This window comes from Bradyrhizobium sp. CB1717, from assembly GCF_029714325.1.
GTDB lineage: Bacteria > Pseudomonadota > Alphaproteobacteria > Rhizobiales > Xanthobacteraceae > Bradyrhizobium.
Genome location: NZ_CP121666.1, coordinates 4,817,868 through 4,836,768 on the forward strand (window position 1 = coordinate 4,817,868; position 18,901 = coordinate 4,836,768).

The following is an 18,901-nucleotide window of genomic DNA, read 5'->3' on the forward strand; positions in this document are numbered from 1 at the left end:
CTTCGTTCCGTGTCCCTAGCAGCGCATGCCACCGGTCCGGAGATCGGAATGAAGCTGGCTGGTACGAAATCGTCACCTGATTACCGACAATCGTTCCAGCGTCCAGCAGGTGAGGGGATGCTGCACGTGCCGGGCGGCACGTTTCGCATGGGGTCGGATCGGCACTATCCGGAGGAAGCGCCGGTCCACCGTGTCACCGTGGATGCGTTCTGGATGGATCGCCATCCAGTGACGAACCGGCAATTCAAGGCATTCGTAAAAGCTACCGGCCACGTCACCGTTGCCGAGATTCCGCCCGATCCAAAGGACTATCCCGGAATTCTCCTGCACATGGTCTATGCGGGCTCCCTGATGTTCTTGCCGCCCGCCTATCCAGTCAGTCTCCGGGACTTCAGCCAGTGGTGGACCTTCGCCAAAGGCGCGGACTGGCGGCATCCCTACGGGCCGGGCAGCGACATCCGTGGGCTGGACGATCATCCCGTCGTGCATGTGGCCTTCAGCGACGCGCTCGCCTACGCGAAATGGGCCGGCAAGGATTTGCCGACCGAGGCGGAATGGGAATTCGCGGCGCGCGGCGGGCTGGATGGCGCCGAGTTCGCGTGGGGAGATGAATTTACGCCCGAGGGCCGTCACATGGCCAACACCTGGCAGGGCGAATTTCCACGCCAAAACACCAGGGAAGATGGATACGAACGGACATCGCCGGTCACCGCATTTCCGCCGAACGGATACGGGCTGCACGATCTGATCGGCAACGTCTGGGAGTGGACGTCCGACTGGTATTCGCCTCGACACGAGGCCGATGCTGCAAAGGCATGCTGCATTCCAGAGAACCCGCGCGGCGGCCGTGAGGCCGATAGCTACGACCCCAGAACCATCAACGTCAAGATTCCACGCAAGGTCATCAAAGGCGGCTCGCATTTGTGCGCGCCGAATTACTGCCGGCGCTACCGGCCGGCTGCGCGACATGCTGAGCCGGTCGACACATCCACAAGTCATCTTGGATTTCGGTGCATCAGGCGAGGAGCCTCCGACGCATCTTAATGGGAGAGTGATGCCATGTTGGATTGCCTATTCAATGACACGCTTTCGATCGCAACGCCGCACAAGACGCAAACCTGGCTCAAGCGGTCCTGCTCAGCGCTGCTCGGTGCGACAATGATGATACCGTCGTCAGGGTTGGTCAGCACTCCGGCGACGGCCCAGCCAGCGCAAAAGCCCAACATCCTCTTCATCATGGGCGACGACATCGGTCTCTACCAGCCGAGCATCTACCATCGCGGCCTCATGGTCGGCGAGACGCCCAACATCGATCGCATCGGCAACGAAGGTGCGATATTCACGCATTACTATGCCGAGCAGAGCTGCACCGCGGGTCGCAACGCCTTCTTCACCGGCATGCATCCGCTGCGCACCGGAATGATTCCTCCGCAATTGCCCGGCAGCCCGTCCTATCTGCGGCCCGGCACGCCGACGCTCGCAAAGTTCCTGCTCGATCTCGGCTACAACACCGGCGAGTTCGGCAAGAACCATCTCGGCGATCACACCGACGCGCTGCCGACCGCGCATGGTTTCCAGGAATTCTGGGGCTACCTGTATCACCTCGATGCGATGCAGGGCGTGAGCTTCCCGGACATCAACAAGACCCCCAGCCAGCAAACGGTCGCCCCGCCATGCAAGAATACGCCGATCCCCGGCATCCCGGAGGTACCGGGCGCGGTCGATCCGAAAGAAGCGGTTTGCCTGACGCCTCCGCGCAACATCCTATTCTGCAAGTCGGATGGTTCATCCAGGACCCAGCAGTGCATCGACCAGGGCCCGCTGACACTCGAGCGATCGAAGGGGGTGGACGAGGAAATCTCGGCCAAGGTCATCGACTTCATGGATCGCAACGATCCTAAGACGACGGGCAAGCCTTTCTTCGTCTGGTACAACCCCGCGCGTATGCACATCACGACCGTGCTGAATGACAAATACACGGCCATGATCGGTGAGCCCGGCGGCAAGGACTGGGGCCTCAACGAGGCCGGCATGAAGCAGCTGGACGACAACATCGGCTATGTGCTGAAGAAGCTTCAGGACATGGGACAGCTCGACAACACGATCGTCGTGTTCACGACCGACAACGGCGCAGAAACCATCAGCTTTCCCGACGGCGGCACGACTCCGTTCAAGGGCGGCAAGCTGAGCACCTGGGAAGGCGGCATGCGCGCTCCGGCGCTCGTTCGCTGGCCGGGGGTCATCAAGCCCGGCACCATCAAGAATGACATCTTCGCGTCACTCGACTGGCTGCCCACGTTTGTCAACATCGGTGGCGGCGCAAAGGGAGACGCGTTGAAGAAGCGCATCGAGGCCGGCCAATATCCCGGCATCGTCAAGACGACGCTCGATGGCGTCGATCAGACCGAATACCTTTCCGGGCGTTCGGAAAAGTCGGCGCGCGATACCTTCTTCTACTATTCGGGCAAGGAACCATCGGCGGTCCGCTACAAGAACTGGAAGATCTACTTCACGATGGTGTCCGACAACCCGGCGGGCTTTATTTCCGGAGCCCTTCCTTATCACTGGGCCCAGGTCGTCAACATCAAGCGAGACCCGTTCGAGACCTCGATCGGTTCACAATACAAGACACTCATGGGCCTGAGCGGCACGATCGGATCCCCTTCTACCGCCTACGTCTATGACTGGAACATGCTGCCCATCGGCCAGGCGCTCTGGCTGAAGGAACTCGAGACCTATACCGCGTACCCGCCGCTGCAGGACCCGGCGAGCTACAACCTCGATCAGGTGCTGCAACAGGTCAAGCAGGCCAAGACTGCTGGTCGCAGCGACTAATGGATCAGTATGAATTGGCGGGCGTCGCTTTCGGCGCTCGCCAATCCACTGCATTCAGAGTCCAACTGCTCACGAAGCAGCGTATCGGCAACCGCGCGACGGACAGCTGCGATACACCAGCCTTGCACTTTCAGTGTTGACCGATAGCGACCGCACAATCGAAACGGATCGACAATGAAACAGCTCATGCGATTTCCCCGCCTTGACCGGCGCGAACTGCTCTCGTCGCTGACGATGCTTCCGTTTCTACCTGCCGCTCTGCGCTCCACGTCCGCCGTGGCCCAGACGCAAACCGGTCCTCTGCCATCCTGGAATGAGGGCCCGACGAAAGCTTCGATCGTCGACTTCGTCGCACGGGTCACAGAGCGCGGCGGGCCCTATTTCGTCCCGCCCGATCAGCGCATCGCGACCTTCGACAACGACGGGACGCTCTGGATCGAACAGCCGATGTATGTGCAGCTCGCTTTTGCGCTGGATCGCGTGAAGGCTCTTGCGCCCATGCATCCGGAATGGAAGGACAAGCAGCCCTTCGCGGCAGTGCTGAACGGCGACTTGAAGGCGCTCGCAGCTTTCGGAGAACGGGGCATGGCCGAGCTGGTGGCGGTGACTCACGCCGGCATGACGACAGCGGAGTTTGAGAAGATCGTCACAGACTGGCTTTCGACCGCACGTGATGGCCGCTTCAAACGCCCCTACACCGAACTCGTTTATCAGCCCATGCTCGAATTGCTCGCTTACCTCCGCACCAACGGCTTCAAGACCTTCATCGTGTCAGGTGGCGGTATCGAATTCATGCGGCCGTGGACTGAGACGATTTATGGAGTGCCTCCCGAGCAGGTCGTCGGATCGTCAATCAAGACCCGATATGAAATGCGCGACAGCACGCCGGTTCTATTTCGCCTGCCCGAGGTCGATTTCATCGACGATAAGACCGGCAAGCCGATCGGGATCAATAGCCACATTGGCCGGCGTCCGATTGCCGCATTCGGTAACTCCGATGGCGACCTGGAAATGCTGCAATGGGCGACGCTCGGTACCGGCGGCGTGCGGTTCGGCCTGATCGTCCACCATACGGATGCGGAACGTGAATATGCCTACGATCGCCAATCACATTTCGGCAAGCTCGATGTCGCTCTCGATGCCGCGGCGCAGAACAGGTGGACCGTCGTGGACATGAAGAAGGATTGGAAGCGGATCTTTTCGTTTGATTAGAGGTGAAGCCCATGCCGGGCAGGAGAAAGGCGCAAACCGGGCAACTGGCTCTCGCGGCGGGTCGGGAATTGGTGCCGAACTTGGTCGGGGGAATTCTCGGAACTCTGTTTAGGAGACGCCATCGTAGCTGCGATCGTCAATCGCATTTCAGCAAGCTTCAGCGGCGTCGGGCGCCCACGGTGAGTGATGGCTTGATCTGAGGGCAAAAAGACGCCCCCAGATCCCTACACGCCGACAGAGCAGGTTTCACGCCCGCCCTTGATTCCCCGCCTTCGGGGAAAGACGGCCGTAACTGGGTTGCAATCCGACCGCTACTGCGCCGTCAGCTTCACGCCCAGCCGTCCCGCCAGCTCCTGCACGAACTGCCAGGCGACGCGGCCCGAGCGGGAGCCGCGCGTGGTCGACCATTCCAGCGCCTCGCGCTCCAGGGCCTCGTCCTCGACCTTGATGCCGAAATGGCTGCAATAGCCGCGCACCATGGCGAGATATTCGTCCTGGCTGCAACGGTGGAAGCCGAGCCAGAGGCCGAAGCGATCGGACAGCGAGACCTTCTCCTCGACCGCTTCGCCGGGATTGATCGCGGTCGAGCGCTCGTTCTCGATCATGTCGCGCGCCAGCAGATGGCGGCGGTTGGAGGTGGCGTAGAGGATGACGTTATCGGGCCGGCCCTCGATGCCGCCTTCGAGCACGGCCTTGAGCGACTTGTAGGACGCATCATTGCCGTCGAAGGAGAGGTCGTCGATGAACACGATGAAGCGGAAGCCGGCGTCGCGGAGCTTCTCCATCAGCATCGGCAGCGTTTCGATGTCCTCGCGGTGGATCTCGATCAGCTTCAGCCTGTCGGCGGCCTTCCGGTCCGCGTTAATGCTGGCATGTGCCGCTTTCACCAGCGACGACTTGCCCATGCCGCGCGCGCCCCAGAGCAGGGCGTTGTTGGCGGGCAGGCCGCCCGCGAACCGCTCAGTGTTCTCCATCAGGATGTCGCGCATCCGGTCGACGCCCTTGAGCAGGAACAGCTCGACGCGGCTGACCCGCGGCACGGCCGAGAGCCGGCCGTCGGGGTGCCAGACATAGGCATCAGCCCGTTCGAACGACTCGCGTTCGGCCGCCTGCTTGCCCTGGGCGGACAGGTGCGCCGCAATCGTCTCCAGCGCGCGGACCATGCGCTCCTGGGAGAGGTCCGGGGATGCCTTGGAAGCCGCCTTTGCGACCGCCGTGGGGCGTTTTGCCGCGACGGGGGCGGGCTTCTTGGCAGGGTGCGGGGGCCTTTGCCGGCCGGGCTTTTGCTTGGTTTTTTGGGCATGTCCGAAGTTCCTGAGAATGCAGCCTTATCGGGCCTGACGGCGCGCCGCAAGGTGGCCAAATCGACGGTCTGGCAGCGTTGCAATTGGGGCGGTGGCCGCTATAGTCCGCGCGAATTTGACCGAGCCGGTCGCCCCTTGAGGGCCTGACCGGCTTTCCCCCGTTCCTACGAGGATCGTCCGAATGTTCATTACCCCTGCGTATGCCCAGGCCGCGGGCGCCGGCGACACCAACAGCATGTTGATGTCGCTGCTGCCGTTCGCCCTGATCTTCGTGATCATGTACTTCCTGATTCTGCGCCCGCAGCAGAAGAAGGTGCGCGACCATGCCGACCTCGTGAAGAACATCCGCCGCGGCGACACCGTCGTGACTTCGGGTGGCCTCGTCGGCAAGGTCACCAAGGTCGTCGACGACGACCAGATCGAGTTCGAGATTTCCGACGGCGTGCGCGTGCGGCAGATGCGCCAGATGATCTCCGGCGTGCGCGCCAAGGGCGAGCCGGCGAAGGAATCCAAGGATAGCAAGGAAGCCGCCAAGGACGACGCCGCGTCGAAGTGAGCGCTTCCGCGAGCATCTCAAGTCTCCCGATCTGACAGGTCCAGTCGATGTTGTATTTCACGCGGTGGAAGGCGCTCGGGATTATCCTGACGGCGCTGATCGTGTGCCTCTGCGCGGTCCCGAACTTCTTCCCCGAAGCGCAGGTCAAGACCTGGCCGGCCTGGGCGCAGCGCCGGCTCGTGCTTGGCCTCGACCTTCAGGGCGGCTCCTATCTGCTGCTCGAGGTCGATTCCAACTACGTGAAGAAGGAGCGGCTGGACCAGATCCGCGACGACGTTCGCCGGACGCTGCGCGACGCCAAGATCGGCTTCACCGGCGGCGTCACCGTGCGCAACGACGCGGCCGAGGTTCGCATCACCAAGGAAACCGACGTGCAGCCGGCGCTCGCCAAGCTGCGCGAATTGTCCCAGCCGCTGGGCGGCCTGATGGGATCCAGCGGTCAGCGCGACCTTGAGGTGTCCGACGCCGGCGGCGGCGTGATCCGCCTCAGCATCCCGCAGGCCGCGATGCTCGACCGCATGCGCAAGACCATCGAGCAATCGATCCAGATCGTCGAGCGCCGCGTCAACGAGCTCGGCACCGTCGAGCCCGTCATCCAGCGCCAGGGCAACGACCGCATCCTGGTGCAGGTCCCCGGCCTCCAGGACCCGACCCGCCTGAAGGAGCTGCTCGGCAAGACCGCGAAAATGGAATTCCGCATGGTCGACACCTCCGTGCCGCCTGATCAGGCGCAGCAGGGACGGTTGCCGCCGGAATCCGAGCTGCTGATGAGCGCCTCGCCGCCGCCCACGCCTTACGTGGTCAAGAAGCAGGTGCTGGTCGCCGGTGGCGATTTGACCGATGCCCAGGCGAGCTTCGACCAGCGCACGGGCGAGCCGGTCGTCAGCTTCAAGTTCAACACCTCGGGTGCGCGCAAGTTCGCGCAGGCGACGCAAGAGAACGTGGGGCTGCCCTTCGCGATCGTGCTCGACAACAAGGTGATCTCGGCGCCCGTCATCCGCGAGCCCATCACCGGCGGCCAGGGCCAGATCTCCGGCAATTTCACGGTGCAATCGGCCAACGACCTCGCCATTCTGCTGCGCGCCGGCGCGCTGCCGGCGCCGCTGACCGTGGTCGAGGAGCGCACCGTCGGTCCGGGCCTCGGCCAGGATTCGATCGAGAAGGGCGAGCTTGCGGCCTATGTGGGCTCGATCCTGGTCATCATCTTCATGCTGCTGACCTACCGGCTGTTCGGCGTGTTCGCCAACGTCGCGGTCGCGATCAACGTCGCCATGATCTTCGGTCTGTTGTCGCTGCTCAATGCCACGCTGACGCTGCCCGGCATCGCCGGCATCGTGCTCACCGTCGGCATCGCGGTGGACTCCAACGTGCTGATCTACGAGCGCATCCGCGAGGAGCTGCGCGGCGGCCGCAACGCGATCTCGGCGATCGACGCGGGCTTCAAGCGGGCGCTCGCCACCATCCTCGATTCCAACATCACCACCTTCATTGCCGCCGCCGTGCTGTTCTACATCGGCACCGGCCCGGTGCGCGGCTTCGCCGTGACGCTCGGCATCGGCATCATCACCACGGTGTTCACCGCCTTCACCCTGACCCGGCTGATCGTCGCCTGGTGGGTGCGGTGGAAGCGGCCGCAGAGCGTGCCGATCTAGGAGCCTGATCGTGACTCACACCGTTCTCATCGGGCTCGGCGTCCTCATTGCCATCCTCACCGTGGTCGCGGCGCTTGGCCTGTTGCCGTCGCTGCGCATCGTTCCTGATAATACCCATTTCGACTTCACGCGCTTCCGCCGCATCAGCTTCCCGATCTCGGCCGCGCTGTCGATCGTCGCCATCACGCTGTTCTTCACCCACGGGCTGAACCTCGGTATCGACTTCAAGGGCGGCACGCTGCTGGAGGTGAAGGCGAAGTCCGGCACCGCCGACATCGCGGCGATGCGCACCAAGCTCGACGCCCTGGGTCTCGGCGAAGTCCAGTTGCAGCAGTTCGGCGGCCCCGAGAACGTGCTGATCCGCGTTGCGGAACAGCCGGGGGGCGACGCCGCACAGCAGGCAGCCCTGCAGAAGCTTCGTGGCGCGCTCGGCGACAGCGTCGACATTCAGCGCACCGAGGTGCTCGGTCCGCGCGTTGCCGGTGAGCTCTTGGCCTATGGCATGCTCGGCCTGATGCTCGCGATCGTCGCGATCCTGATCTATCTCTGGTTCCGCTTCGAATGGCAGTTCGCGCTGGGCGCCATGATCGCCAACGTGCACGACATCGTGCTGACGATCGGCTTCATGTCGATCAGTCAGGTCGATTTCGACCTGACCAGCATCGCGGCGCTTTTGACCATTCTGGGCTATTCGCTCAACGACACCGTCGTCATCTACGACCGCATCCGCGAAATGCTGCGGCGCTACAAGAAGATGCCGATGCCGCAGCTGCTCAACGAGTCCATCAACTCGACGCTGTCGCGCTCGATCATCACCCACGTCACGGTGACGCTAGCGCTGCTCGCGCTGCTGCTGTTCGGCGGCCACGCCATCCACAGCTTCACCGCGGTGATGATGTTCGGCGTGGTGCTGGTCGGCACCTACACCTCGATCTTCATTGCGGCGCCGATTCTGATCTATCTCGGCGTCGGCGAGCATCGCGAGGATGCGCCCGATACGGCTACGCCGGCGAAGAAAAACAAGGCATGATCCGAACTGCAGGCCCCCGCAGGCGTTTGCGGGGGCGATAAGCTCATTCGGACGAACCAGATGGCCGGCGATCCCAACGCACCGCATTTCCCGCGCTCGGCGCCGATCGATGCCTATGGCAAGGGCGGCTTCGCCTTTGCCGGCATGTCGCATCGGGGATCGCTGCTCTGCCTCCCCGACGCGATCTGGGCCTGGGACGTGACGGACCCCGCGAAGATCGACCGCTATTCGCTGGATCGGGTGTTCGCGGCGGCCAACAGCATCGACACGCTCCTGGTCGGCACCGGAACCGGCCACTGGCTGCCGCCGCCGGAGCTGCGCCAGGCGCTCAAGGCGGTGAGGGTGGTGCTGGACACGATGCAGACCGGCCCGGCCGTGCGCACCTACAACATCATGATCGGCGAACGGCGGCGCGTCGCAGCCGCGCTGATCGCCGTGCCATGAGCGCCGCGCCGCCGCCGCCCGATTCTGCTGCCTTCTGCGCCGATCTCGTGCGCAGCCACGACTTTCCGCGCTACGCCGCGACGCTGTTCGCGCCCGCCGCCGAGCGCCGCGCGCTGCTGGCGCTCTATGCTTTCAATGTCGAGATCGTCCGCGTCCGCGACCAGGTGAGCCAGCCCTTGCCCGGCGAAATCCGCCTGCAATGGTGGACCGACATGCTCTCGGGCCATGTCCATGGCAGCGCCGAGGGCAATCCGGTGGCGGCCGAGCTGCTGCGCGCGATCCGCGATTTCGACCTGCCGGTCGAGCCGCTGTCGCTGCTCGCCGACGAGCACCAGTTCGATCTCTACAACGATCCCATGCCGACCATGGCGGCGCTGGAGGGCTATCTGGCCGCGACCTCATCGGCGCTGCTCATGCTCGCAGCCCGGATCATGGGGGCGCCGTCGGACGTGGCAGAGCATCTCGCGAGGCACGCCGGGCTGGCGCAGGGCATCGTGCAAATCATCGCCAATCTGCCGCGCGATGCCGCGCGCCGGCAATTGTTCGTGCCGCAACAGGTGCTGGCGAGCCATGGCTGCAGCATGGAGGATGTCTTCGCCGGCAAGGAGACGCCGAGCCTGCGTGCCGTGCTGGACCAGCTCGCCGGCGAGGCGCAGCAGCATGTGACCACGGCCTTGTCGCTGCTGGCGCAGCTGCCGCCGTCGGTGCGACCGGCGTTTCTGCCGCTAAGCCAGGCGCAGGCCGACCTCAAGCGCCTGTCGCAGCCCGGGCGCAATCCGTTTGCGCCGCAGCCACCGTCGCGGCTGCGGACGCTGTGGACATTATGGCGGGCTTCACGTTCCCGGGAATTTACCAAATAGCGGTTGGCTTATCGCCTGGCCTAAGCAAATGCTCTATGCTGTCCTATGGCTGAGTTGTCCCAAACGTCCTCCGATCTCAGCGGCCTTCCGGTCGCACCTGGCGATATTCACACCGCCGCGGAGATCATCCGGGGCGCCGTCGTCGAGACGCCCTGCAGCTACAGCCGTACACTGAGCAGTATCTGCGGCTGCGACATCTGGCTCAAATTCGAGAACCTCCAGTTCACCTCCTCATTCAAGGAGCGCGGTGCGCTTAATCGTCTGACTGCGTTGACGCCGGAGGAGCGCGCGCGGGGCGTGATCGCGATGTCCGCGGGCAATCACGCGCAGGGCGTCGCCTATCACGCCAGGCGGCTCGGCATTCCCGCCACCATCGTGATGCCGATCGGCACGCCCATGGTGAAGGTCGAGAACACAAGGCATCACGGCGCCGAGGTGGTGGTGACAGGCGCGACGCTGGAAGAGGCGGCTGCCTTTGCCCGCAGCCACGGCGAAGCCCGCGGCATGATCTTCGTCCATCCTTACGACGATCCGCTCGTGATCGCGGGGCAGGGCACCGTTGGCCTCGAGATGCTCAAGGCCGTGCCGGAGCTCGACACGCTGGTCGTCCCGATCGGTGGCGGCGGGCTGATCAGCGGCATCGCCATTGCCGCGAAGTCGATCAAGCCGTCGCTGCGGGTCCTGGGCGTCGAGGCCTGGCTCTATCCCTCGATGCACAATGCGATCCACGACGGCAATCTTCCGGCGCGCGGCGACACGCTCGCCGAAGGCATCGCGGTGAAATCGCCGGGCAAGATCACGACCGAAATCGTCCGCCGCCTCGTCGACGATATCGCGCTGGTCAACGAAGCCGAGCTCGAGCGCGCGCTGGCGACCCTGATCTCGATCGAGAAGACGGTTGTCGAAGGCGCCGGCGCCGCCGGCCTTGCCGCGTTGATGTCCGATCCGTCTCGATTCGCCGGCCAGAAGGTCGGCCTCGTCCTGAGCGGCGGCAACATCGACACAAGGCTGATCGCCTCCGTCCTCACCCGCGAACTCGCGCGCGAGGGGCGCCTGACCCAACTGTCGCTCGATATCCCTGATAGGCCCGGGCAGCTGGCCGCCGTGGCGGCACTGCTGGCCGAAGCCGGCGCCAACATCATCGAGGTCTCGCACCAGCGGACCTTCTCCGACCTGCCGGCCAAGGCGACGCTGCTGCAACTCGTGATCGAGACCCGCGACAGCGCGCATCTCGAGGAGGTCATGGCAAGGCTCAGCGCATCCGGACTGAGCGCACGCTGCACCTGAGCGCGCGCGGCGCTAGCGTGGCGCCAAATCGGCGAGATGGTCGATCAGCCGGTCGATCTCGGCTTCCGTGTTGTAGTAATGCGGGGATGCTCGCACGAGCGGCGGCAGCGCGCGGATTTCAGAGTCGATGCGTGTGCTCGCCGGATCCGAAGCGCCGATGGTGATGCCCGCCTCAGCGGCGCTGCGAACAATGGCGTCAGCCTCATGCCCTTCCACCGTGAAGCTGACGATGGCACCCGGCGTGCGGCCGAGGTCGCGAACGGTGATGCCGCGAATGGAGGCGAGGCCGCTGCGAAGACGGTCCGTAAGCAGGCGGCAGCGCTGCTCGATGGGGCCCATGCCGATATCGAGTGCATAATCGATGGCAGCGCCGAGCCCAAGCCGGGCGGCGTAATTGTTCTCCCAGGTCTCGAAGCGTCGCGCATCGTCGCGCAGCCGATATTCATCGCGCGAGACCCAGGGAGCAGCGAAATGGTCGATCATCGGCGGCTCGAGCTGTTGCAGCAGTGCTCGGCGCACATAGAGAAACCCGGTGCCGCGCGGGCCGCGCAGGAATTTGCGCCCCGTCGCCGACAGCATGTCGCAGCCGATGGCTTCGACGTCGACTTCCATCTGGCCGACCGTCTGGCAGGCGTCGAGCAGATAGGGAATGCCGTGCGCCCGCGCGATCCTGCCGATCGCCGCCGCGGGATTGACCAGCCCGCCATTGGTCGGGACCCAGGTGATGGAAATCAGCTTCACGCGCGCGTCGATCATGCGTTCGAGCGCCTGGATGTCGAGCTCGCCCGTTGCGTCGCTCGGCACCACGTCGATGATCGCGCCCGTACGTTCAGCGACTTGCAGGAACGCGACATAATTGGCGGCATATTCCGCCTCGGCGGTCAGGATGCGGTCGCCCTTGCTGAACGGCAGCGCGTAGAACGCCATCTGCCAGGCAACCGTCGCGTTCTCCACGAGCGCGATCTCGTCAGACGCGGCGTTCAGCAGACGCGCGACCGAGCCGTAGACTGAATCAAGCCGGCTCGCCTCGCGGTCGGCGGCCGCATAGCCCCCGATCTCGCTCTCCAGATCGATGTGCTCCTTCATCGCCGCGACAACCGGCGCCGGCATGAGGGCCGCGCCGGCGTTATGAAGATAGGCGAGCCGAGAGGTGGCCGGCGTGTCGGCACGAATTCGGTCGATGTCGATCACTTGCGCCTCCGCTTCTCGCGATCTTCGAGCATGAATTAGATGCGTCGAGGATTGTGAGCAAGACGGCCGGGCTGGGCCTCAGATGCAAAGGCCGAGCAGCTTGACGTGGCAGTTGCTGGATTTGGGCTTGCTGGCAGGTGCGGCCTCGCGTTTGACGGCAACCAGCGGCTCCTTATCCTTTTTCTTCTTGCCCTTCGGCTCGTAATCACCGGCGATCACCATCGCCCAATAGGTGCGCTTGCCGCTGGCGTTCCTGGCGCTCGCGATGCCGACGCGGGAGGCGTTGTGCAGCAGGAGGTTCTTGCGGTGCCCGGACGAGTCGATCCACTGCCCGAGCGTCTTCTCGAAATTGTCGTAGCCATAGGCGATGTTCTCGGCGGCGCGGCCGGCGCCGGCCGGGGCGACGCGCCGGTTGAACGGGCCGAGCGCGTCGTGGCTGAGATCGTCCTTTGCCGCCATCGCGCGGGCCTGGTCCATGGCGATGCGGTCGAGCGTGGCGTCGCGGACGACGCGGACTTCACCGTGCTTGAGGCGGAAGCTCGAGATCTGCTCGGCCGGGGAATCGGCCATTGCGGGGGCGGCCGCAAGCAGCAGCGCGCCCGCGATCAGACCGCCAACCGCACGCCACATCGTCGTCCCCCCAGTGCCCATGACCCCGCCAAGCCCGAATGATCCGACCGCTTCTCTATCGCCATTGTGGACGCTTCAAGGCGCGGGCCGCCAGACTAGCCGGCCGGCAGGTCCGCCTCGAAATTGAAGCGGTCGCGCAGGTTCTTGCGCTGTTCCAGGATATCCTTGAGGAAGGCGCGGTCCTGGTCGTTCTTCATCATCGGCTCGATCAGGTCGAGCTGGTTCATGGCGACCAGTTGCAGGATCTCGGTCCGCGGCTTGCCGCTGGTGTCGCGCGGCAGCGCGTGCACCACCTGGATGTGCTCCGGCGGCTTGGGACCCTTGGCGGCCGAAAGCTCGCTTCGGAGCTGGCCTTCGAGCGTGGCCTGATCCGCCTCGACGAAGGCATAGAGACCGACGCCGGAGCGCCGATCGGCAAAGGCGACGATGGCGGTGTCACGCACCGCCGGATTCTTGCGGATCAGCTCGGCCAGAACCGGCGCATCGTTGACGAGCCGCCGGCCGCCGCCCTCGCGGTCGGTGAAATTGAACAGGCCGCGGGTGATGGCGCGGTAGACCTTCTTGCCGGTGACAAGCCATAGGCTCGCGGCGAACGACTTCTTCGCCAGGATTTTTCGCTCGCGCGGCGTCAGCGCTTCCGGCGCGTAGGAGCGCTTGTGCTTGAGCAGATGTCGCAGGTCTTCATAGGCGAGGATGCGGTACAGCCGGCCGCGCCGCGCGAAGCACGCGGCGAGCTGGAAGTCCGTCACATAGGCGCGGCCGTCACGGCCGACCAGCCAGTTCTGTTCCTTGGCGAGATCGTTGTGGCAGATGCCGGCACGACGCAGCCGCCGCAGCGCCGCCTTGGCCGAACGGAAATAGGCGAGGTCGCCATGGGGCTTTGCCAGATGCAGTGCGACGCCGTCGACGAAGCCGCGCACCAAGGCGCGGCGGCCGGCCCAGAGCAGCTCTGGGCCGACATTCAGGCCCTTGGCGAGGGCCAGCGCATGCTTCTCGCGTGCGAATAGATGCCGTGCCAGCAGGAACGACCACCACGGCACCTCGTCGAGCCGACGCAGCACCGCGTCGACCTCGCAATTGTCACCGCGGAAGCGGCCGCGCTCGACGGTCGAGAACACGTCGCGCTTGAGCAGCACGCCCTCGATCCAGCGCGCCGAGAGCTCTGCGGCGTCGTCTTTGGGGAGGCTCATCGAAAACTCACGCGGCGGCGGCAATGCGCAGGTGATCGGCGATCCAGCGATCGAGATCGGCGAGCGCCCGTGCGCTCATCGCCTGCTTCTTGGCCACCGTCTTCTCGTTGCCGCGCAGCCGCGTGCCGTCGGGCTTCTTGGTCGGCACGCTCGCGAGCGGTGGGAACAGTCCGAAATTGATGTTCATCGGCTGAAACGAGCGCGTGCCCGGCTCGATCGTCTCGATGTGGCCGCCGGTGATGTGGCCAAGTAATGACCCGAGGGCCGTCGTGCCCGGCGGGCTCGTCAGCGTTTCGCCACGCGCATCCGCGGCTGCGTAGAGGCCGGCAATCAGGCCGACGCTGGCCGATTCCACATAGCCCTCGCAGCCCGTCATCTGGCCGGCAAAGCGGAGCCGCGGCTGCGCGCGCAGGCGCAACTGGCTGTCGAGCAGCTTTGGTGAATTCAGGAAGGTGTTGCGATGCAGGCCGCCGAGGCGGGCGAACTCGGCCTTCTCCAGCCCTGGAATGGTGCGGAAGATGCGCTGCTGTTCGCCATATTTCAGCTTCGTCTGGAAGCCGACGATGTTGTAGAGCGTGCTGAGCTTGTTGTCCTGGCGCAGCTGCACGATGGCGTAGGCCTTCGTGGTGGGATCGTGCGGATTGGTGAGGCCGACCGGCTTCATCGGGCCGTGGCGCAGCGTCTCAGGCCCGCGCTCCGCCATCACCTCGATCGGCAGGCAGCCGTCGAAATAGGGCGTGTTGGTCTCCCACTCCTTGAACTCGGTCTTCTCGCCGGCGATCAGGGCTGCGACGAAGCCGTCATACTGCTCCTTGGTCATCGGGCAGTTGATGTAGTCGGCGCCGTTGCCGCCGGGGCCGACCTTGTCGTAGCGCGACTGGAACCAAGCCACCGACATGTCGATGGATTCGCGGTGCACGATCGGAGCGATCGCATCGAAGAAGGCGAGGGCACTCTCGTCGGTCAGCTCGCGGATGGCGTCGGCCAGCGGGGCGGAGGTGAGGGGGCCGGTCGCAACGATGACGTTGCTCCAGTCGTACGGCGGCAGGCCTGCGACCTCGCCGCGGGCAATCTCGATCAGGGGATGCTCGTTCAGCGCCTTGGTGACGGCCGCAGAGAAGCCCTCGCGATCGACCGCGAGCGCGCCACCGGCGGGCACCTGGTTGGCGTCGGCTGCGCGCATGATCAGCGAGTCGAGGCGGCGCATCTCGGCGTGGAGGAGGCCGACGGCATTGTTGGCGGCGTCATCCGAGCGAAACGAATTGGAGCAGACGAGCTCGGCGAGCCCGTCGGTGCGGTGCGCCTCGGTCATGCGGTCCGGCCGCATCTCGTGCAGCACCACGGGCACGCCGGCTTTGGCGACCTGCCAGGCGGCCTCGGAGCCCGCAAGGCCGGCGCCGATCACATGCACATTATTGGAATGGGGTCCTGTCATGGGGCGGACAGGTAGCGCTTTTTGGCGACGAGTGGAATCGCCGAGATCGAGTTTTCTGCCTCCGGAAACGACAACGCCCGCACGAGGCGGGCGCTATCGGTTCGTTCCGGTGAAGGGCTGAACGATTTCAGCCCTGATACTGGCCGGCGGCAACGCGCGGGATGTCCGAGCGATCGAGGCCGATGTCGGCCAGTTCGCGATCGCTGAGCTGGGACAACTCGGCAACATTGCGCTGATAGTCCCGGAAGGCCTGGATCATGCGGATGAGCGAGAGCAGCATTGGTAGTCTCCTGTAGTTCGATTCAGCCTTTGCCTAAGGCGTCATCGTTGAAATGAATATAGGTGAGAGTGGTGCAGTGCGAAAGTTCCGATGTTGCGATGCAGCTAAGCGGCGGGCGCATAGCATCGGTAAGGGGCGATTAACCTCTTGGCAGTCCTGCCCAACAGGTGGGCGGGACTAACCCTACACCGCAACAAAAGGCCGTGAAATCACGGTCTTATAGCGGGCATGGCGGTTCCGATGAGGAGTGAAATAAGTTGCGTCTCCGTGATCGGCAACACCATGGGTCAGCTTGTAAGCCCAAGTCTCGCATGCGCGATTCGCATGAATCGGGGCCGATATAGAAATGAATATATATTCTAGTATTTGGAGCGTTTTCCGTCGCGACCGCAAGCTAGATTCGTCGGCGCCGCCGTCACGAGTACTCTCATGACCTTCGGCGACATTCGCCGCCATCGCGTCAGTGAGCTGACCGCGTCCCGTTGATGCGATGCACACACGCCAGGCGTGCGTGTCCCGATTACCAAGTTGTAATGAAAATCAGAAGTTTCGCATGCGGCTCTGCGCGGCGCGCAACATCACGCAAATCTCGCGGGGAATTTATTGCGGCAAGTTGCCGCAACCGGAGGAAAGTCATGCTGCAGATTCCGGCAATGTCGCTGGGTCTGTCCCAAGAACAAGAGAAGGAAAGTAACATCATGACGAAGTTACTCGGGGTTATCGCAATTGCCGCCGCCGCATTCGCCGTCGCGCCGGCCCAGGCCGCCAAGCACGCCATGGGTGGTTGCAGCGGGGCCAATCTGGAGAAGACCGAGACCGCGATCGAGAACATGGCCGACGGCGACAGCAAGTTCGTCGCGCAGAAGGAGATCGCGGCGGCGCAGGATTCGCTGCTCAACGGCAAGATGGGTGCGTGCGGCGCGCATCTGAACAAGGCGATGCAAGCCACAATGGGCAAGTAAACGGGTAGGCACAAACGCACCCAAGAGAGGGCCGGTCGCAGGGCGATCGGCCCTATGCGTTCCCAAAGTGTCTTTAAGGAGCGCGCGCGAGCTGGGCGGCAAAATAGGCGACAGTCTTGGAATAGACCTCGCTCTTGTTCCACTGCTGCAGCACCGCGAAGTTCGGGCTGCCCGGCTGCCAATCCTTCCCCTTCTGCCAGCCATAGCCGGCGAGATAATTGGCGGTGGAGGCGAGCACGTCGGGCGCGTTGTGCAGGAGATCCCGCTTGCCGTTGCCGTCGAAGTCGACGGCATATTTCATCCAGGACGACGGCATGAACTGGGTCTGGCCGAGCTCGCCGGCCCAGGCTCCCTTCATGTCGGCTGGCGCGAGGTCGCCACGCTGGACGATGCGCAGCGCATCCAGCAGCTCGGCGCGAAACTGATCGGAACGACGGCAGTCATAGGCCAGCGTCGCCAGCGAGCGGATGGTGGCGAACTTGCCGGTGTTGACGCCGAAATCGGTCTCCAGACCCCAGATCGCGACCAGCACCTCGCCCGGCACGCCGTAGGTCTGCTCGATACGCGACAGCACCGAGCCGTATTGCTTCATCATGTTGGAGCCGCGCGTCATGCGCGGCGGCACCATGCGGCCGGAAAACTCCTCAAAGGTCTGGGTGAAGACCTTTTGCGACTTGTCGCGGTTGAGCACGCTCTGGTCGAGCGTCACGCCGGCCAGGCCCGCAGTGATGGCCTGCTGCGAAATACCCTTGGCGGCGGCGTCGGCTTTGAAATCCGCAAGCCAGGCGTCGAAATTGCCCGAGCCGCAGGCAGCAGCGGAAAGCGCTGGCTCGGCGGAGAGGATTGACGCGGAGAGGGCGAGGGCTGCGAGAGCGAGACGAGAAATCGTCGGGGTCATCAGATGAAATGGATTCCGTGAAGTGATCTGACCGGCGGCGCAATTTTGATTGTAACCGCGGCCAAAGCAAGGCGCATGGTGGGCCGATCCTGCCCGCAACCGGGCAGGATCGGATGTCACGAGATCGTTAAGCGTCCGTTCGATTCCGCCACGGGAAGAGATTGGCGGGGAAGTCGGCGGCCGGTTTGCGCGGACGATGCGGCGGAGGCGGTACGGGCCGCGCGCCGGGATCGGAGACGATCACCTTGCGGTAGAGATGCCAGGTGGCGTGGCCGAGTAGGGGGATCACGACGGCGAGGCCAAGGAACGCCGGGATCGTGCCGAGCGCCAGCAGCACGGCGACGATCAGGCCCCAGGCCGCCATCGGCACCGGGTTCCTGGCGACGACGCGCAGCGAGGTCACCATGGCCTCGAACGCGCCCGCATGGCGGTCGAGCATGAGCGGGAACGACACGGCGCTGAGGCAGAGCGCGGCGAGCGCGAACAGGAAGCCTGTGCCGCAGCCGACCACGATCAGCCACCAGCCCTGCCGGGTCGTCAGCACGCGCGTCAGGAAATCCGAGATCCCAGTCACCCCCTCATAACCGAACGCCGCGACATAGATCGCCTGCGCGGTGGCAACCCAGGTCACGAACAGCGCGAGCAGCAGCGTGCCGAGGCCGAGCATCGCGCCGAACGAAGGCGAGCGCAGCACCTCCATGGCATCCCAGGCACTGGCCTCCTCATAGCGTTCGCGTCGGCTCGACAGCTCGTAGAGGCCGAGGGCGGCGAACGGGCCGATCAGGGCGAAGCCCGCGGCCAGCGGAAACAGCAGCGGCAGCACCGAATAGCCCATCACCACGCGGGCGAGCACGAGGCCCAGCACCGGATAGATCACGCACAGGATGATGGCGTGGCTCGGAACCGCCTTGAAATCCTCCCAGCCGCGCCGGAGCGCCTCGTGCAGATCGGACAGGCGAATGGTTCGAATGACTGGTCCAGCCGCATCAGTGGGCTGGGCCATCGTCGGGACATTGCCCTGGTAGAGTGTCGCCATGGTCGCTAGCTCCCTTGCCGGGCAGCCGCACTCGACGCCGGCAAACGGCGCAAGCGGCCGCTCTTCTCTGAGTTTCGCGATTCCAACCAGACGCGAATT

Annotated in this window: 17 protein-coding genes and 1 pseudogene; 10 read left to right on the plus strand and 8 right to left on the minus strand. The window is 64.4% G+C overall.

Annotated features, from left to right (window positions below):
* Nucleotides 1-48: 48 nt before the first annotated feature.
* From QA649_RS22950 to QA649_RS22960, 3 genes are all read left to right on the plus strand, one after another.
* Nucleotides 49-1,044, plus strand: a complete 996-nt coding sequence (locus tag QA649_RS22950; protein ID WP_283019195.1) for a formylglycine-generating enzyme family protein — start codon at nt 49-51, stop codon at nt 1,042-1,044.
* Between the two features lie 114 nt (nt 1,045-1,158).
* On the plus strand, nt 1,159-2,835 hold the full coding sequence (locus QA649_RS22955) for an arylsulfatase (RefSeq protein WP_283026073.1): 1,677 nt from the start codon (nt 1,159-1,161) through the stop codon (nt 2,833-2,835).
* 234 nt (nt 2,836-3,069) lie between these two features.
* Complete coding sequence (locus tag QA649_RS22960; RefSeq protein ID WP_283026074.1) at nt 3,070-4,047, plus strand: HAD family hydrolase; 978 nt, start codon at nt 3,070-3,072, stop codon at nt 4,045-4,047.
* 311 nt (nt 4,048-4,358) lie between these two features.
* Here the strand turns inward: QA649_RS22960 and QA649_RS22965 are convergent.
* Nucleotides 4,359-5,350: pseudogene (locus QA649_RS22965) on the minus strand (ATP-binding protein).
* A 182-nt stretch (nt 5,351-5,532) separates the two neighbouring features.
* On the opposite strand from QA649_RS22965, the gene yajC reads away from it, so the two are divergent.
* From yajC to QA649_RS22995, 6 genes are read left to right on the plus strand one after another with little or no spacing between them, the layout of a single operon-like run.
* The gene (yajC, locus tag QA649_RS22970) at nt 5,533-5,907 is read left to right on the plus strand and encodes a preprotein translocase subunit YajC (RefSeq protein WP_071913636.1); all 375 of its coding nucleotides are present in this window, start codon (nt 5,533-5,535) and stop codon (nt 5,905-5,907) included.
* Nucleotides 5,908-5,954: 47 nt separating this feature from the next.
* Nucleotides 5,955-7,559 (plus strand): protein translocase subunit SecD, encoded by a 1,605-nt coding sequence (gene secD, locus QA649_RS22975; protein WP_283019196.1) that lies wholly within the window; start codon nt 5,955-5,957, stop codon nt 7,557-7,559.
* 10 nt (nt 7,560-7,569) lie between these two features.
* The gene (gene secF, locus QA649_RS22980; protein WP_283019197.1) at nt 7,570-8,589 is read left to right on the plus strand and encodes a protein translocase subunit SecF; all 1,020 of its coding nucleotides are present in this window, start codon (nt 7,570-7,572) and stop codon (nt 8,587-8,589) included.
* A gap of 60 nt (nt 8,590-8,649) precedes the next feature.
* Nucleotides 8,650-9,033, plus strand: a complete 384-nt coding sequence (locus QA649_RS22985; RefSeq protein ID WP_018642181.1) for an MTH938/NDUFAF3 family protein — start codon at nt 8,650-8,652, stop codon at nt 9,031-9,033.
* A complete protein-coding gene (locus QA649_RS22990) occupies nt 9,030-9,893 on the plus strand; it encodes a phytoene/squalene synthase family protein (protein ID WP_283019198.1) in 864 nt (287 codons plus the stop codon). Before QA649_RS22985 ends, QA649_RS22990 begins: the two co-directional genes overlap by 4 nt.
* Nucleotides 9,894-9,938: 45 nt before the next feature.
* Nucleotides 9,939-11,180 (plus strand): threonine ammonia-lyase, encoded by a 1,242-nt coding sequence (locus QA649_RS22995; RefSeq protein WP_283019199.1) that lies wholly within the window; start codon nt 9,939-9,941, stop codon nt 11,178-11,180.
* Between the two features lie 12 nt (nt 11,181-11,192).
* Here the strand turns inward: QA649_RS22995 and QA649_RS23000 are convergent, their stop codons facing one another.
* The 5 genes from QA649_RS23000 to QA649_RS23020 all read right to left on the minus strand — a co-directional run bounded on the left by QA649_RS23000 (nt 11,193) and on the right by QA649_RS23020 (nt 15,906).
* Nucleotides 11,193-12,371 (minus strand): aminotransferase class V-fold PLP-dependent enzyme, encoded by a 1,179-nt coding sequence (locus QA649_RS23000; protein ID WP_283019200.1) that lies wholly within the window; start codon nt 12,369-12,371, stop codon nt 11,193-11,195.
* Nucleotides 12,372-12,449: 78 nt separating this feature from the next.
* Nucleotides 12,450-13,001: a CAP domain-containing protein gene (locus QA649_RS23005; RefSeq protein WP_283019201.1), complete on the minus strand. Its 552-nt coding sequence runs from the start codon at nt 12,999-13,001 to the stop codon at nt 12,450-12,452.
* A gap of 95 nt (nt 13,002-13,096) precedes the next feature.
* Nucleotides 13,097-14,191 carry a serine/threonine protein kinase gene (locus QA649_RS23010; RefSeq protein WP_283019202.1) on the minus strand — a complete coding sequence of 365 codons (1,095 nt, stop codon included), beginning with the start codon at nt 14,189-14,191 and terminating at the stop codon, nt 13,097-13,099.
* 7 nt (nt 14,192-14,198) lie between these two features.
* A complete protein-coding gene (gene trmFO / locus QA649_RS23015; protein ID WP_283019203.1) occupies nt 14,199-15,626 on the minus strand; it encodes a methylenetetrahydrofolate--tRNA-(uracil(54)-C(5))-methyltransferase (FADH(2)-oxidizing) TrmFO in 1,428 nt (475 codons plus the stop codon).
* Between the two features lie 127 nt (nt 15,627-15,753).
* On the minus strand, nt 15,754-15,906 hold the full coding sequence (locus tag QA649_RS23020; RefSeq protein WP_007590701.1) for a DUF1127 domain-containing protein: 153 nt from the start codon (nt 15,904-15,906) through the stop codon (nt 15,754-15,756).
* A gap of 635 nt (nt 15,907-16,541) precedes the next feature.
* Between QA649_RS23020 and QA649_RS23025 the strand changes: the two genes are divergently transcribed.
* Nucleotides 16,542-16,868 (plus strand): hypothetical protein, encoded by a 327-nt coding sequence (locus tag QA649_RS23025; RefSeq protein ID WP_283019204.1) that lies wholly within the window; start codon nt 16,542-16,544, stop codon nt 16,866-16,868.
* Between the two features lie 73 nt (nt 16,869-16,941).
* Here QA649_RS23025 and QA649_RS23030 read toward each other — a convergent pair whose 3' ends face one another.
* A complete protein-coding gene (locus QA649_RS23030; protein ID WP_283019205.1) occupies nt 16,942-17,766 on the minus strand; it encodes a lytic murein transglycosylase in 825 nt (274 codons plus the stop codon).
* A gap of 127 nt (nt 17,767-17,893) precedes the next feature.
* The gene (locus tag QA649_RS23035; protein ID WP_283019206.1) at nt 17,894-18,802 is read right to left on the minus strand and encodes a DUF2189 domain-containing protein; all 909 of its coding nucleotides are present in this window, start codon (nt 18,800-18,802) and stop codon (nt 17,894-17,896) included.
* Nucleotides 18,803-18,901 lie beyond the last annotated feature (99 nt).